General features: G+C 73.1%; 12 protein-coding genes. 7 read left to right on the forward strand and 5 right to left on the reverse strand.

Translation table 11 applies throughout. From position 1 onward, the window contains the following. Positions 1-9: 9 nt before the first annotated feature. Together ACIQU3_RS26465 and ACIQU3_RS26470 are read right to left on the reverse strand one after the other, a co-directional pair. Positions 10-528, reverse strand: a complete 519-nt coding sequence (locus ACIQU3_RS26465) for a DUF3515 domain-containing protein (RefSeq protein WP_403736752.1) — start codon at positions 526-528, stop codon at positions 10-12. A gap of 20 nt (positions 529-548) precedes the next feature. Beyond that, the gene (locus ACIQU3_RS26470) at positions 549-782 is read right to left on the reverse strand and encodes an Lrp/AsnC family transcriptional regulator (protein ID WP_298559621.1); all 234 of its coding nucleotides are present in this window, start codon (positions 780-782) and stop codon (positions 549-551) included. A 206-nt stretch (positions 783-988) separates the two neighbouring features. Here ACIQU3_RS26470 and ACIQU3_RS26475 point away from each other — a divergent pair, with 206 nt between their 5' ends. Together ACIQU3_RS26475 and thiD are read left to right on the forward strand one after the other, a co-directional pair. Next, positions 989-1,954, forward strand: coding sequence for a thiamine-phosphate kinase (locus ACIQU3_RS26475; RefSeq protein ID WP_366711291.1), 966 nt, complete (start codon positions 989-991; stop codon positions 1,952-1,954). Continuing rightward, positions 1,951-2,748: a bifunctional hydroxymethylpyrimidine kinase/phosphomethylpyrimidine kinase gene (thiD, locus tag ACIQU3_RS26480; RefSeq protein WP_403736744.1), complete on the forward strand. Its 798-nt coding sequence runs from the start codon at positions 1,951-1,953 to the stop codon at positions 2,746-2,748. The genes ACIQU3_RS26475 and thiD overlap by 4 nt, the downstream gene beginning before the upstream one ends. A 244-nt stretch (positions 2,749-2,992) precedes the next feature. Here thiD and rpmB read toward each other — a convergent pair whose 3' ends face one another. After that, on the reverse strand, positions 2,993-3,178 hold the full coding sequence (gene rpmB, locus ACIQU3_RS26485; RefSeq protein WP_003993230.1) for a 50S ribosomal protein L28: 186 nt from the start codon (positions 3,176-3,178) through the stop codon (positions 2,993-2,995). A gap of 269 nt (positions 3,179-3,447) precedes the next feature. On the opposite strand from rpmB, the gene ACIQU3_RS26490 reads away from it, so the two are divergent. Then, the gene (locus ACIQU3_RS26490) at positions 3,448-5,247 is read left to right on the forward strand and encodes a DAK2 domain-containing protein (protein WP_403928058.1); all 1,800 of its coding nucleotides are present in this window, start codon (positions 3,448-3,450) and stop codon (positions 5,245-5,247) included. A 225-nt stretch (positions 5,248-5,472) separates the two neighbouring features. Here the strand turns inward: ACIQU3_RS26490 and ACIQU3_RS26495 are convergent, their stop codons facing one another. Further along, positions 5,473-8,412 (reverse strand): tetratricopeptide repeat protein, encoded by a 2,940-nt coding sequence (locus tag ACIQU3_RS26495; protein WP_403928059.1) that lies wholly within the window; start codon positions 8,410-8,412, stop codon positions 5,473-5,475. Further along, on the reverse strand, positions 8,409-10,247 hold the full coding sequence (locus ACIQU3_RS26500; RefSeq protein ID WP_403928128.1) for an HSP90 family protein: 1,839 nt from the start codon (positions 10,245-10,247) through the stop codon (positions 8,409-8,411). Before ACIQU3_RS26500 ends, ACIQU3_RS26495 begins: the two co-directional genes overlap by 4 nt. A gap of 186 nt (positions 10,248-10,433) precedes the next feature. Between ACIQU3_RS26500 and recG the strand changes: the two genes are divergently transcribed. The 4 genes from recG (at position 10,434) to ACIQU3_RS26520 (ending at position 15,092) form a co-directional block, all read left to right on the forward strand. Then, positions 10,434-12,653 carry an ATP-dependent DNA helicase RecG gene (recG, locus tag ACIQU3_RS26505; RefSeq protein WP_403928061.1) on the forward strand — a complete coding sequence of 740 codons (2,220 nt, stop codon included), beginning with the start codon at positions 10,434-10,436 and terminating at the stop codon, positions 12,651-12,653. 108 nt (positions 12,654-12,761) lie between these two features. Then, entirely contained in the window at positions 12,762-13,349 is a 588-nt protein-coding gene (gene rsmD / locus ACIQU3_RS26510; protein WP_403736730.1) for a 16S rRNA (guanine(966)-N(2))-methyltransferase RsmD, read from the forward strand. 26 nt (positions 13,350-13,375) lie between these two features. After that, positions 13,376-13,855: a pantetheine-phosphate adenylyltransferase gene (coaD, locus tag ACIQU3_RS26515; protein ID WP_234847533.1), complete on the forward strand. Its 480-nt coding sequence runs from the start codon at positions 13,376-13,378 to the stop codon at positions 13,853-13,855. A 121-nt stretch (positions 13,856-13,976) separates the two neighbouring features. Then, positions 13,977-15,092 carry a cell division initiation protein gene (locus tag ACIQU3_RS26520; RefSeq protein WP_403928062.1) on the forward strand — a complete coding sequence of 372 codons (1,116 nt, stop codon included), beginning with the start codon at positions 13,977-13,979 and terminating at the stop codon, positions 15,090-15,092. Positions 15,093-15,206 lie beyond the last annotated feature (114 nt).

A 15,206-nucleotide genomic window follows, 5' to 3' on the forward strand; every position in this document is an offset into this window, starting at 1 on the left:
ACGCGGTGCTCAGGAGGCGATCCCCTTGGGGATCGCCTTCTTCACTGCCGCGGCCAGATCGATCAGAACGCCCGAGCTGTCCACGCCCTCCGGTGCCCGGACCTCGACGTAGGCCTCCCGGTTGGCGGTGGTGAACCGGTGCCCCCCGTCGTCCTGCTCCTCCATCAGCCAGTCGACCCCGTTCACGCCCCCGGCGACGGCATCGGGATCCCGTCCCTCGGCGACCTTCGGATCGACCATCTTCGGCGGCTGCGGCACACCGCAGCGCAGTATGATCGCCGGGCTGCCCCAGCCCGCCGTCAGCGCCGACGCGGGCGCGGGATCCTCACGGCGCTCACCGTCCACCGTCGCGGGCAGTACCTTGTCCAGGTTCCGGCACAGTCCCGCGACCTTCGCGTCCGGACTGGGAACCGCCGCCGACGCGCTGTCGTCTGCTGAGGAGCAGCCCGCGACAGTGATCAACAGTGCGACAGCGGGCAGGCGGAACACGCGGAAGACACAACGGTGCCGGTGACGGAAAGAGTTCACCGGCACAGGGTAGACGGGGGCTACAGATGGACGACCGGGCAGGTCAGGGTGCGGGTGATGCCGTCCACCTGCTGGACCTTGGCGACCACCATGCGGCCGAGATCGTCGACGGTGTCGGCCTGGGCCCGCACGATGACGTCGTAGGGTCCCGTCACGTCCTCGGCCTGGATGACTCCAGGGATCTTGCCGATCGTCTCGGCGACGACCGAGGCCTTCCCGACCTCGGTCTGGATCAGGATGTACGCCTGTACCACGGAACCTCCAGGGCGGCCACGAGGATCATGTGGGGAAAAGGAACGCCACGGTATCGCGTCGCCGCTCGCCACGGGGAGACCCGCGGGGACCGGGTTGTGCGCGCCGGGGTGCAGGTCCGGCAGAACTTGACGGTCACTTCGACCGTAGCGAGGACCGAGATGCCTCGCGACCGGGAACGGACAGGGACAGAAGGGGAGAAAGGGCAATGAAGGGCACTGTTGGTGAGCTCGGTGAGTTCGGGCTCATCAGGGAGCTCACCTCCCGTCTGACCACCACCCCGGCGGTGCGGGTCGGCCCCGGCGACGACGCCGCCGTGGTGGCCGCACCCGACCGCAGGGTCGTGGCGAGCACGGACATCCTGGTGGAGGGCCGGCACTTCCGGCGCGACTGGTCGACGGCCTACGACGTGGGCCGCAAGGCGGCCGCGCAGAACCTCGCCGACATCGCCGCCATGGGTGCCGTGCCGACCGCGCTGCTGCTCGGCCTGGTCGTCCCGGCCGAGCTGCCGGTGACCTGGCCGAGCGAGCTGATGGACGGCCTGCGCGACGAATGCCAGGTGGCGGGTGCCGCCGTGGTCGGCGGAGACGTCGTGCGCGGCGACTCGATCATGGTGTCGATCACCGCCCTCGGGGATCTGCGCAACCAGGAGCCGGTGACGCGGGCGGGTGCCCAGCCCGGCGACCGCGTCGCGGTGACCGGCTGGCTGGGCTGGTCGGCGGCCGGGTACGCGGTGCTGTCCCGGGGGTTCCGCTCGCCGCGGGCGTTCGTGGAGGCCCACCGGCGCCCGGAGCCGCCGTATCACGCGGGTCCGGCCGCCGCGGGGCTCGGGGCGACCGCGATGTGCGACGTGAGCGACGGGCTGATCGCGGACCTCGGGCACATCGCCGAGGCCAGCAAGGTGCGGATCGACATCCGCTCCGGGGCGATCGACATCCCGTCCCAGATGAACGACATCGGGCAGGCCGTCGGGGTCGACCCCATGCAGTGGGTGCTGACCGGGGGAGAGGACCATGCGATCGTGGCGACCTTCCCGCCGGACGTGAAGCTGCCCGCCCGCTGGAAGGTCATCGGCGAGGTCCTCAACCCCTCGGCGCTGCCCCAGGTGACGGTCGACGGGGCGCCGTGGACCAGCAAGGGCGGCTGGGACCACTTCGGAGACGTGGAGTCGTGATCCCCAACGTCCTGACGGTGGCGGGCTCCGACTCGGGCGGCGGCGCGGGCATCCAGGCCGACCTCAAGACGATGCTCGCGCTCGGGGTGCACGGCATGAGCGTCGTGACCGCGGTGACCGCGCAGAACTCCCTCGGCGTGCAGGGGGCTTGGGAACTGCCCGTGGAGGCCGTGCGGGCCCAGTACCGCAGTGTCGTCGACGACATCGGCGTCCAGGCGGTCAAGACGGGGATGCTGGCCTCCGCGGAACTCGTGGAGGCGGTCGCCGAGTTGATCGCCGGGACGGACGCCCCGGCGGTCGTCGACCCGGTGGGTGTCTCCAAGCACGGTGACGCCCTGCTCGCCGCCTCCGCGCTGGACTCCGTCCGTACGAAGCTGCTGCCGGTGGCGACGGTCGCCACCCCGAATCTCGACGAGGTGGCCCAGATCGCGGGCGTACGGGTCGCGTCGGAGGGGGACATGCGGCAGGCCGCGGCGGCCGTCCTCGCCCACGGGCCGCGCTGGGTGCTGATCAAGGGCGGGCACCTGCCCGGGGACGCCGTCGATCTGCTCACGGACGGCTCCGAGGAGCACTGGCTGCGGGCGCCGCGGCATGACAACCGCCACACCCACGGCACCGGCTGCACCCTCGCCTCCGCGATCGCCTCCGAGCTCGCCAAGGGGCGGTCCGTGCCCGAGGCGGTGGCGGCGGCCAAGGAGTACGTGACGGGCGCCGTCGCCGCCGGGTTCGCGCTCGGCGGTGGCATCGGCCCGGTGGACCACGGCTGGCGCTTCCGGGCCGGCCCCGAACGCTGACGGCCGGGCACGGCGCGAAGCCGGCGACGAGCAGGTACGGCGCGGTGCCGCCGACGAGCAGGTACGGCGCGGTGCGCCGACGATCAAGTACGACGCTGTGCCGACGAAGATCAGGTACGGCCCGGAGCCGGCCACGATCGGCCACCGCACACAGCCGACGGCGATCGGGCACGGCAAAGAGCCGGCCCACCAGAGGTGGACCGGCTCTGCAGCGAACCAGCAGTGGCCGCGCGCTAGCTGAGCGTCAGCGCGAGACCTTGCCGGCCTTGATGCACGAGGTGCAAGCGTTCACGCGCTTCGGCGTCCCGCCCACCACGGTACGCACACGCTGGATGTTCGGGTTCCAGCGGCGGGACGTACGGCGGTGCGAGTGCGAGATGTTGTTGCCGAAGCCCGGCCCCTTGCCGCAGACGTCGCAGTTGGCAGCCACGGGTCACTCCAAAGACTTCAGATGCACTTACGGTTGATCCCGGCAGGCCGGGATCAAGATTCTCGGGCTGTGAAACAGCCGGTCGAAATCTGAGTGGCGTTGCCAGGGGGAAGGCCCGATCAGATCGGGCAACCGGAGCAGCATACAACGGCTGCACCCGTGGAGCGAAACTACCATGGCAGCTCAGGGGCCCGGTCCCCTCCCGCTTCCGGTGGACACCGCCCCGGGGTCTACGCTGCGTGCCACGTCCAGCAGCTCAAGGAGGCGCAGTGGCGCAGGTGCCGCAGACATTCTTCGATGCTCTCGCGGTGCGCACCTGGTGCGGTCTCGCGCTGGAGACACTGGGGCGGGCGCGCGAGGAGATCGACGCGATCAACGTCTACCCGGTGGCGGACGGCGACACGGGCACCAACCTGTACCTGACCGTGGAGTCGGCGGTCGCGGCGGTCGAGGCGGTGTTCGCGGGGCACGCGGCGGGACCCGTGACCGCGACGGGTCCGGGCTCCGCCGGGTCCGGCGCCCCGGGCTCCGAGGGTCCGGCGCTCGCCGACGCCGCCCGGGCGATGGCGCACGGGGCGCTCATCGGCGCCCGCGGGAACTCCGGGACGATCCTCGCCCAGCTGCTGCGCGGCATGGCCCAGGTACTGGCCGACGACGACGCCCCCGCCGACGGCCGTGGCCTGCGGCTCGCCCTGCGCCACGCCGCCGACTCCGCCCGCCGGGCCGTCGCCCACCCCGTCGAAGGCACCGTCCTCACCGTCGCCTCGGCGGCCGCCGACGCCGCGAACGCCGCGGACGTCGCCGAGGGCGACTGCGGGGCCGTGGCCCGGGCGGCCTACGAGGGGGCCCGCACCGCCCTCGCCGCGACCCCCGGCCAGCTGCCCGTCCTGGGGCGCGCCGGGGTGGTCGACGCAGGTGGACGGGGGCTGGTTGCGGTGCTTGGGGCGCTGGTGCAGACGTTCACGGGGGAGAGGGCGCGAGGGGTGGTGGACAGTTCGGCCACCGGTTCCTCCGCGGGCACGGGTTTCTCCGCCGGCACGGCTTCCTCCGCCGGCACCGCGTCTGTCGAAGGCGGCCCCGGAGAGTGCGGCGACGGCGCCCCGGGCGAGTGCGGCGACGGCACCGCCGCAGTGCCCGGCGAGGAGGGGCCCGCCTTCGAGGTGATCTACCTCCTGGAGGCCGATGACACGGCCGTGGAGCGGCTGCGGGAGCGGCTCGACGCCCTCGGGGACTCCCTGGTCGTCGTCGGCGGCGACGGGCTGTGGAACGTCCACGTCCATGTCGACGACGCGGGTGCCGCCGTCGAGGCTGGCATCGAGGCCGGGCGGCCCCACCGCATCCGCATCACGCACTTCGGTGCCGGTGACGTGCACACCACCGGCGCCGAGCGGCCGCCACGGGAGCGTGCCGAGCGCGCGATCGTGGCCGTCGTGCCCGGTGAGGGGCTGGCGGGGCTGTACACGGAGGCCGGTGCGACGACCGTGCTCGCCCGCCCCGGGGAGCCGCCCGCGAGCGGTGAGCTCGTCCAGGCCGTACGGCGGGCCCACGCGCGCGAGGTCGTGCTGCTGCCCAACGACGCCGACCTGCGGCACACCGCGGCGGCGGCCGCAGAGCAGGTCCGCACGGAGGGCGTCCGGGTGGCCCTGATCCCGACCCGCTCGGCGGTCCAGGGCATCGCGGCGCTGGCCGTGCACGAGCCGGACCGCCGCTTCGACGAGGATGTCGTGTCCATGACCTCGGCCGCCGGGGCCACCCGCTACGCCGAGGTCACCATCGCCGAACGGCAGTCCTGGACGATGGCCGGCATCTGCCAGGCCGGCGACGTCCTGGGCCTGATCGACGGGGACGTGGCCGTGATCGGCTCGGACGTCACGGTCATCGCCGAGGCCGTCCTGGACCGCATGCTCTCGGCCGGCGGCGAGATGGTCACCCTGGTCCTCGGCGACGACGTCCCCGACACCGTTGCCGAGCACCTGGAGGGCCGGGTCCGCGAGGGCTACCTCGCCGTCGACACGGTTCTGTACCGGGGCGGACGGCAGGGGTCGCTGCTCCTCATCGGCGTGGAGTAGGCCGGGGCCCTTCCGGACCGGGCGTACGGCAGGGCGGGGCCTTCCGGACGGGGCGTGCACAGGCCGGGTCCTTCCGCGCCGGGTGTGCGGCAGGGCGGGGCCTTCCGGACGGGGCGTGCACAGGCCGGGTCCTTCCGCGCCGGGTGTGCGGCAGGGCGGGGCTTCCGGACCGGGTGTGCGGCAGGGCGGACCTTCCGGCCGGGTGTGCGGCAGGGCGGGGCCTCCTCAGTCCGGTCGCTCCGTCAGCAGCCGGAGCAGCTGCTCCGCCTCCGCACGGCGGACCCGCCCCGCCTCGGCCTCGCCGTCCCCGGCGCCCGTCACCACGCCGTCGTGCCCCTCGTACGCCGCCAGCACCGCACGCGCGCGTGCCACCGCGTCGGCGCGGCGGTCCAGTTCGGCCTCCAGCCGGCCCGCGGCGAGTTCCGCGCCGGTGCGGCTGTGCAGGGCGCCGTCCCCGAGGGAGGCGAACACCTCTGCGGACCGGACCACTTGGGTCAGCGCCTCCTCGAACAGGTCCCGGTCCGGCGCTCCTTCGGCGTCCCCGACGGCGGAACGGGCCAGCAGGTCGCCGAACTGTCCGTGCGTGTGGCCGAGTTCGGCGACGAGCCGCTGCCGGGACTCCTCGTCGCCTGCTGTGTCCCGTGCCGTCTCGCAGGCGCGGACCGCGTCCGCCATCAGGGCGCGTGCCGCCTCCGGCCCACCCGCGGTCTCCAGCGCCAGCCAGGCACGGGCGCGCAGGGAGCGGACCAGGCCGTGGGCGTCGCCGAGTGCGCGCCACAGATCGCCCGCGCGGGCGTAGGCCCGGTCCGCCTCGGCGGGCAGTCCGGCCTGCCCGAGGGACTCCCCGGCCAGGTGGGCGAGGGTCGCGTGGTCGTGCTGCTCGGGCCAGTGCCGGGCGATCTCGGCGGCCTGCAGACGCCGTTCCGCCGCCGCGCGGTGCTCACCGAGCTCGCTCAGGCAGTCGCCGAGCCACCACTGCGTCTGCACGACCGCCCCGTCGCCGTGCGTCTCGGCGGTCAGGTCGGGCAGCGCCGACTCCAGCACCTCCGCTGCCTCGGCCCACCGCCCCTGCCGCAGCAGGAACCCGCCGAGCTGCTGCCGAGCCCAGGCACCCAACGTCGCCGATTCACCCGCCTCGTCGGCCCAGTGGGCGGCCTCCAGGGCGTGCTCGGCGGCCTCCCCGGCGTCGCCCCGGCCACCGACGACCTCGGCGAGCTGAAGGTGCAGCCGGGCCCTTCCGGGCGCCTCCAGCTGCCCTCCACCGTGCTCCAGGGCCGCCCGCAGCGCCCGCTCGGTCTCCGCCGTGTCGCCGAGGTGATGGGCGAGGGAGGCCAGACGGGCCTCGTACTCCACCGCGAACCAGGGCAGCCCCGCCGCGACGAACGCCGCCGCGCCCCGCGCGAACAGCTCCGCGGCCGTCTCCAGGTCCCCGGCCAGACCCGCCAGCTCCCCGAGCATCGCCTGCGACTCGGCGACCCGCGCGGCCAGCCGTACGTCCTCGCCGGTCCGGCCGTCGACGAGCGCCAGGACCTCACGGACGGCTGACCCGGCCTCGGCGAGGGCGGCCGTGTCACCGTCGGTCTCGTGCGCCCGCCGCGTCAGGATCCGCGCCCGGCTCATCACGACGGACGCCGTCTGCCGCATCCCCGTGCCCTCCGCGGCGTACAGCGCGAGAACCTCGTCGTACAGGCCCGCGACCGCCGCGACCGCCCCGTCCACGTCACCCGCGAGTGCCCGGACGTACGCCCCACGCGCGCGTGCCGCGAGTGCCTCGCCCGGGTCGCCCGCCTCCGCGTACAGCTCCGCTGCCTGCTCGAAGAGCCCGGCGCCCTCGGGGCCGAGGGACATCGCCTCGTGGTCCACCATCTCGGCACGGTCGCGCGGGTCCAGCCCGGCGCCGTCCGCGGCCTCGGCGGCGGCCGCCCACGCCTCCACGGCGTTCGGCCGCAGGGTGTCCGACAGCCGCCGTGCCTCGGCCAGCAGGGCGGCCGGGTCCGGCTGCCCGGTGACGGGGACCGGAGCCTCGGCGGGACCGGGCACGGGAGCCGGCCGTACCGACCGCACACCCAGCGGCAGCCGCTCCGCCAGCGGCCGGCACGCCATGCGCGCGCGTGCCCGCTCGCTCACGTGCCCAGTGCCGTTGCGTGCGTCGAAGCGCGCCGCCAGGGCGAGGGCCTCCCCGCGCGCGTGTGCGGCGAGTTCACTCGCGGTCCACTCCCGGCCGGCCGGGCCCGGCACCTGCCGCGCACCCAGCCCGAGCGCGGTCAGCCGGTCCATGAGCAGGGCCACCACACTCATGAAGTCGAGCCTGCTCCGCGGATGCCCGTCGTCGGTGAAGTACGCCGGGCGCTCCGCGAGCAGCTCCAGGCCCCGCGCCTCGTTGCCGGTCAGCGCGCAGAACTCCACGTGGTCCGCGTACGCGCCGCGCATGCTCTCCATGGCCCGGACGAGCCGGAAGCCCCGCAGGTGGTTCGCCCGGGCCTCGTCAAGGCGGCCCAGTCGCAGCAGCGGCACCAGGGAGGACGCGAGGACCGTGTGCGGCTCGTGGGCGCAGGCGTACTCACCCTCCAGCACCGGCCGCCACAGCTCCAGAGCCTCGGAGTCCCGCCCCTGCTCCGCCTGCCACCAGCCCTGCCCGTGCAGCTCGCAGGCGTGGCAGTCGGCCATGGTGTCCCGGTCGGCGGCCAGCCACGCCGCGTACGCCCGCTCGGCCCGCGCCACGTCCCCGACGTGCGCGGCCACACTGTGCTCGGCGCTGCGCACGGCCCGTTCGGAATGCCCGGCGAGCCGGTAGCGGTGCTCCATCTCGCCGAGCCACTTCTCGATCGACGCGAGCGGGATGTGGGGCTGGTCGAGCATGCCTGCCGAGACCCACTTGAAGACCCAGTGCAGGGAGTGGGTCTCGTACTCGTCGAAGTCCTCGGGCCGTTCGTCCCACATGCGCAGCAGGCGCGCGAAGGGGACGAACATCTTCCCCTTCTCGGAGCTGTAGTTGTAGACCTTCAGCTGGTGCCCGAGCGCCTCGATCACGGCCAGCGGGATGTCCAGCTTCTCGGCCGCCGTCAGCAGCTGCTCCGCACGCGCGTTGCGGGCCGGCCCCTCCGGCTGCCCGGAGTTCTCCGCCATCGCCGCGCGCAGGGTGTCGAAGTCCGCGATCTCCGTCATGCCGGGCCGTCCTCGCTGTGTGTGGCCCACTCCAGGAGGCCGATGAACGCGCGGTTGAGCAGTGCCGAGTCGGCCGGCCTCAGCGGCCGCTGCGCCATCAGCAGCGCCTGCCCGTACAGCGACTCCGTGGCGGTGCCGATGAGTTCCGGGTCGGGCAGCGCGCTGATCCGCCGCACGAGCGGGTTGAGGTGGTTGAGCACCAGCCGCGCGCGGGGTGCGCCGCCCCGCAGGGAGCCGAGGATGCCCGCCCACAGGTCGTCGGCCTGCGCCTCGGCGTCCGCCCGGGCCTGCTCGTGCCGGACGTCCCGGTCGTCGAGGTGCAGCGCGGGCACCGACAGCGGGTGGAAGGCCCGCAGCACGACGTCGCAGCCCAGCGGGTCGAGCCGGGCCCGGGCCGCCGCCAGGAAGCCCGACAGGGCCAGCTCCTCGGCCGGGTCGACCGCGTCCAGATGCGCGGTGACCGTCTCCGCGTCCAGTTCGGCGACCACGGTGCCCGGCCGCACCGAGGGCAGTGCCTCCACCAGCTCGGTGTCGTACGTGTAGCCGCCGTTGACCACGCCGATGCCCTGAGCGGAGGCGATCGGCGCGACCTGCCGGTACTCCTCGACGGTCCGTGTGAAGTGCACCACCGGGTGCCGCTGTGCGAACTCCTCCAGCGACAGCCGACCGTCGGTCGTCTCGAACGGCAGCCACGGCAGCATCGTGCGCAGCATCTCCCGGTCGTGCCGGGCCAGCGACTTCACGCCCAGGTGGTGCACCGCGAGGAACGCGGCCAGCCGCTCGGGATCGCCGGCCGCCAGCCCCGTCAGCCAGGCGCGGATCCGCTCGCCCAGCGCCTCGCGCACACCGGCCAGCGTCTCGTCCTCGTACAGCGCCTCGCGCGACGCCGTGGGCCGCAGACTGTCCGTGTCGAGCACACAGCGCACGAAGAACGCCCAGTCGGGCAGCAGCTGTTCGGCCCGCTCGGTCAGCAGCATGCCCTTCAGGTGCACCCGGTGCCCCGCCCGCCGGACCGGGCTCACCGCCGACGGCAGCACGTACGCAACCCCGCGCACGCCGGCCAGCGGCACGGAAAGGTCGATCGTGTCCAGCGGGGTGAAGCCGAACAGGTCGTGGCAGTGCCGGGCCAGGGCGACCCGGCGGGCGGCCGGGCCCGGATACGGGCGGTCCCAGGGCGCCGGGAGGTCGGTGACCGCCTCGTCGCCGATCCGGACGTCGTACGGCAGCAGCGACCCGAAGTCCCGGGCCAGCGCCGCGACCCGCCCGGGCGCGAGCCACTCCGCGGAACCGGCCCGGGCCACCAGGTGCACGGTGGTGCCCGGCTCGGGCCGCTCGGCGTCCGGCAGCGTCCGCACGGTGTACGAACCGTCGTCGGAGGCCGTCCACTCCACCGGCGGGGCCCCGGGCGTGCGGGCGCTGCGGCTGACCACCCGGATCCGCTCGGCGACGACGAAACAGGCCAGCAGCCCGATGCCGAACTGCCCGAGGAAGTCCGACCGGACCTCCTGAAGCCCCTCGGCCCGCTTCGAACTGCGCCCGATCGTGGCCAGCAGGTTGTGCACGTCCGTCTCGGTGAGCCCCACGCCGGTGTCCTCGACGCGCAGGGCACCGCCCTCGGCGGACAGCCGGACCCGGGCCGGAGCGCCGGGTTCCGTCGCGCGTCTGGCCGTGATGGCGTCGACGGCGTTCTGCAGCAGCTCCCGCAGATACACCTTCGGACTGGAGTAGAGGTGGTGGGAGAGCAGGTCCACCAGACCACGCAGGTCGACCTGGAACGTATGAGGTGACGGGGGCGAATGGGGTGCCTGGGACGGCTGTGAGGTCTGGGAGTCCATCATCACGGCGCCGGTGGGGGACTCGCGACGGCGCGGGGTCGGGCGGTCCCGGTGGGGCGGTGACCGCGAAAGAGGGCCGGGAGCGCGTCATCCTAAGGCCCGAACCAGCCGCCTGACCAGGGGTTTCCGGGATCTTTACGGCGATCTCGCCGCGGCCCCGGGCCAATGTCAGTGGCGTGGTGTGCAATGGATCTCGTGCCCGCACTGGAAGAACCCCTGCGACAACCGCTGAAGTCGGTGCTCGGCCCCGCCACCGCGAAGGTGATGGCCGAGCACCTCGGCCTGCTCACCGTCGGCGACCTCCTGCACCACTACCCGCGCAGATACGAGGAGCGCGGCCAGCTCACCCACCTCGCCGACCTGCCCATGGACGAACACGTCACGGTGGTCGCGCAGGTCGCCGACGCCCGTCTGCACACCTTCGCCTCCGCCAAGGCGCCCCGTGGCAAGGGCCAGCGCCTGGAGGTCACGATCACCGACGGCAGCGGCCGGCTCCAACTGGTCTTCTTCGGCGCGGGCGTCCACAAGCCCCACAAGGAACTCCTGCCGGGCACCCGCGCGATGTTCGCCGGCAAGGTCTCCGTCTTCAACCGCCGCCTCCAACTCGCGCATCCGGCGTACGAGTTGCTGCGGGGCGATCCGGAGGAGTCCGTCGAGACCTGGGCGGGCGCCCTGATCCCGATCTACCCCGCCACCGCCAAGCTGGAGTCCTGGAAGATCGGCAAGGCGATCCAGACGGTCCTGCCCACCGCCCGGGAGGCCGTCGATCCGCTCCCGGACACCCTGCGTGAGGGCCGTGGCCTGGTCCCGCTCCCCGAAGCCCTCCTCAAGATCCACCGCCCGCACACCAAGGCCGACATCGAGGACGCCCGCTCCCGCCTCAAGTGGGACGAGGCCTTCGTCCTCCAGGTCGCCCTGGCCCGCCGCCGCCACGCGGACGCCCAACTCCCCGCCGTCCCGCGCAAACCGGCCCCCGACGGCCTCCTCACCGCCTTCGACGCCCGCCTCCCCTTCACCCTCACCGACGGCCAGCAGCGCGTCTCGAGAGAGATCTTCGACGACCTGGCCACCGCCCACCCGATGCACCGGCTGCTGCAGGGGGAAGTGGGTTCCGGGAAAACCATGGTCGCCCTGCGCGCCATGCTCGCCGTGGTCGACGCCGGTGGGCAGGCCGCCATGCTCGCGCCCACCGAGGTCCTCGCCCAGCAGCACCACCGGTCCATCGTCGAGATGATGGGCGAGCTGGCCGAGGGCGGCATGCTGGGCGGCGCCGAGCAGGCCACCAAGGTCGTGCTGCTGACCGGTTCCATGGGAGCGGCCGCCCGGCGGCACGCCCTGCTCGATCTCACCACCGGCGAGGCCGGCATCGTCATCGGCACGCACGCGCTGATCGAGGACAAGGTGCAGTTCCACGACCTGGGCCTGGTCGTGGTCGACGAACAGCACCGCTTCGGCGTCGAGCAGCGTGACGCCCTGCGCGGCAAGGGCAAACAACCCCCGCATCTACTGGTCATGACCGCCACGCCCATCCCGCGCACGGTCGCCATGACGGTCTTCGGCGACCTGGAGACGTCCGTCCTCGACCAGCTGCCGGCCGGCCGCTCGCCGATCGCCAGCCACGTGGTCCCGGCCGCCGACAAACCCCACTTCCTGTCCCGCGCGTGGGAAAGGGTCCGCGAGGAAGTGGAGAACGGCCACCAGGCGTACGTCGTCTGCCCCCGCATCGGCGACGAGGAGGACGACCCCAAGAAGTCCGCCAAGAAGAAGTCCCCCGAGGACGAGGCGGAGAAGCGCCCGCCCCTCGCCGTGCTCGACGTGGCGGACCAGCTGGCCAAGGGCCCTCTCCAGAGCCTGCGCGTGGAGGTCCTGCACGGCCGCATGCACCCCGACGACAAGGACGCCGTCATGCGCCGCTTCGCCGCCGGCGACACCGACGTCCTGGTCGCCACGACGGTCATCGAGGTCGGCGTCAACGTCCCCAACGCCACCGCCATGGTGATCATGGACGCCGACCGCTTCGGCGTCTCCCAGCTCCACCAGCTGCGCGGCCGCGTCGGCCGTGGCTCGGCACCCGGCCTGTGCCTGCTGGTGACCGAGATGCCCGAGGCGAGCGCGGCCCGCCAGCGCCTCAACGCCGTCGCCTCCACCCTCGACGGCTTCGAGCTCTCCCGCATCGACCTGGAACAGCGCCGCGAGGGCGATGTCCTGGGCCAGGCCCAGTCGGGCGCCAGGACCTCCCTGAAGGTCCTCGCGGTCATCGAGGACGAGGAGATCATCGCCGAGGCCCGGGAGGAGGCGGCAGCGGTGGTGGCGACCGACCCGGACCTGACCCACCTGCCCGCACTGCGTACGGCTCTGGACGCCCTCTTGGACGAGGAGAGGGAGCAGTACCTGGAGAAGGGCTGATCGTTGTCGTTCTCAAGGGGCGCGGGGCTGTAATCCGTATGCGGCTACCGCCGCGCGGGCGCGACCAGCCACAATGAACCTGAACCCGTCCACGACCAAGGACCGAAGATGACCCGCGTGATCGCCGGCGCAGCCGGCGGACGTCGACTCGCCGTACCCCCAGGCACCGGCACCCGCCCCACCTCAGACCGCGCACGCGAAGGCCTCTTCTCCACCTGGCAATCCCTCCTCGGCGGCCCCCTGGACGGCGAACGCGTCCTCGACCTCTACGCGGGATCGGGAGCCGTGGGCCTGGAAGCCCTCTCCCGGGGCGCCGGTCACACCCTCCTCGTCGAAGCCGACGCCAAAGCCGTCCGAACGGTCCGGGAGAACGTCAAGAACCTCGGCCTCCCGGGCGCCGACGTCAGATCAGGCAAAGCGGAACAGATCATCCGCACAGCACCCCCCGGCACTCCGTACGACCTCGTCTTCCTCGACCCGCCCTACGCCGTCACGGACGACGATCTTCGGGAGATCCTCCTCACACTCCGCACAGAAGGCTGGCTCGCCGAGGAAGCCCTCGTCACCGTGGAGCGCAGCACCAGAGGCGGTGAATTCCGGTGGCCCGAGGGTTTCGAACCCCTCCGGGCCCGTCGCTACGGCGAGGGAACGTTTTGGTACGGTCGCGCCGCCTCTACGTGCGAAGACGCACGATGACCGGACCGGAGAGCGAGGGATCACAAGTGCGCCGCGCCGTCTGTCCCGGGTCGTTCGACCCGATCACCAACGGACACCTCGACATCATCTCGCGCGCCTCCAGGCTGTACGACGAGGTCTACGTCGCGGTGATGATCAACCAGGCCAAGAAGGGCCTGTTCGAGATCGAGGAGCGGATCGACCTGATCCGCCGGGTCACCGCCGAGTACGGCAACGTCCGCGTGGAGGCCTTCCACGGCCTGCTCGTCGACTTCTGCAAGCAGCGCGACATCCCCGCCATCGTCAAGGGCCTGCGCGCGGTCAGCGACTTCGACTACGAGCTGCAGATGGCCCAGATGAACAACGGCCTCTCGGGCGTGGAGACCCTCTTCATCCCCACCAACCCCACCTACAGCTTCCTGTCGTCCTCCCTGGTCAAGGAGGTCGCGACCTGGGGCGGCGACGTCTCCCACCTGGTGCCCGCCGAGGTCCTCCAGGTCCTCACCGAGCGCCTGAAGAGGGACTGAACCGGCCCCGGAGGCTTCCCGGGGGGCTGACTGCCCGTCACCCGGTGTTCCGGCGCGCCCCCATGGCCGTACAGTCGTCCCGTCCGTCTCCAACGCATCTGTAGAGAGTGGCGAGCACACGGTGGACGTGCAGAAGAAGCTCGACGAGATCGTCTCCGCGGTCTCCGGCGCCCGGTCCATGCCCATGTCGGCCTCGTGCGTGGTCAACCGCGCCGAGCTGCTCGCGATGCTGGAAGAGGTGCGCGCGGCGCTGCCCGACTCCCTCGCCCAGGCCCAGGAGCTGATCGGCGGGCGCGAGCAGATGGTCGAGCAGGCCCGCCAGGAGGCCCAGCAGATCATCGAGAGCGCGCACGCCGAGCGCGGCTCCCTGATCTCCGGCACCGAGGTCGCCCGCCGCTCCCAGGCCGAGGCCGACCGGATCCTCACCGAGGCCCGCCAGGAGGCCGAGGAGATCCGCGCCGAGGCCGACGAGTACGTCGACTCCAAGCTCGCCAACTTCGAGGTCGTCCTCACCAAGACCCTGGGCTCCGTCGGCCGCGGCCGCGAGAAGCTGCTGGGCACCGGCCCCGGTGTCGACGAGCAGGGCTACGAGGACGAGGACGCCCCCGAGCGCAGCCACGACCCGCAGACCCAGCGCCGCAGCGCCGACGAGTACGTCGACGTGAAGCTGGGCGCCTTCGAGGCAGTCCTCGCCAAGACCCTGGAGGCCGTCGGCCGCGGCCGGCAGAAGCTGCACGGCCGGATCGCCACCGACGACCTGGGCGCTCTCGCCGACGACGCGAGCACCGTCCAGCACTCCAGCGACGCCGACTACCTTGCCGACCTGGCCGCCCTCGCCGACCAGAAGCCCCCGGCAGGGCAGCCCGCACAGCAGCAGGACTACGCGCAGTCGCAGCCGGCGTACGCCCCGACCGCCGGCTACGCCCCGGCGGGAGACGCCTCCGTCCAGCAGCCCGACCCCTACGGCGGCTACCCGCAGCAGGCCTACGCCGCTCAGCAGGACCCCTACGGCTACCAGCACGCCGACCCCTACGCCTACCAGGGCTACGACGCCCAGCACGGCGGCTACGACCCCGGCCGGCCCCAGCCCCAGCAGCAGCCGCAACAGGGGCACCAGGCCCAGCAGGGGCACCAGCCCCAGCAGGGCTACGCCCTCGACGAGACCAGCCTCTTCGACACCGGCATGATCAGCGCGGAGCAGCTGCGGGCCTACGAGCAGGGCCGCGGTCAGGGCTGAGCCCCGGATTGGGCCGAGAGCGAAAGGTCCAGTATCCTGGCTCTTCGGTCGCGCGTACGTCCGCGATCACCGCTGCCCGGGAACGACGAAGGGCGGCGTCCCCGAGCTCGGCAG

The sequence above is a fragment of the Streptomyces sp. NPDC101110 genome (genome assembly GCF_044759525.1).
GTDB lineage: Bacteria > Actinomycetota > Actinomycetes > Streptomycetales > Streptomycetaceae > Streptomyces.

Coding starts and splice junctions, on each gene's coding strand:
- recG (WP_403928061.1), top strand. CDS start 10,434: ATGGATCTCGTGCCCGCACTGGAAGAACCCCTGCGACAACCGCTGAAG.
- ACIQU3_RS26475 (WP_366711291.1), top strand. CDS start 989: ATGAAGGGCACTGTTGGTGAGCTCGGTGAGTTCGGGCTCATCAGGGAG.
- ACIQU3_RS26500 (WP_403928128.1), bottom strand. CDS start 10,247: ATGGACTCCCAGACCTCACAGCCGTCCCAGGCACCCCATTCGCCCCCG.
- ACIQU3_RS26495 (WP_403928059.1), bottom strand. CDS start 8,412: ATGACGGAGATCGCGGACTTCGACACCCTGCGCGCGGCGATGGCGGAG.
- rsmD (WP_403736730.1), top strand. CDS start 12,762: ATGACCCGCGTGATCGCCGGCGCAGCCGGCGGACGTCGACTCGCCGTA.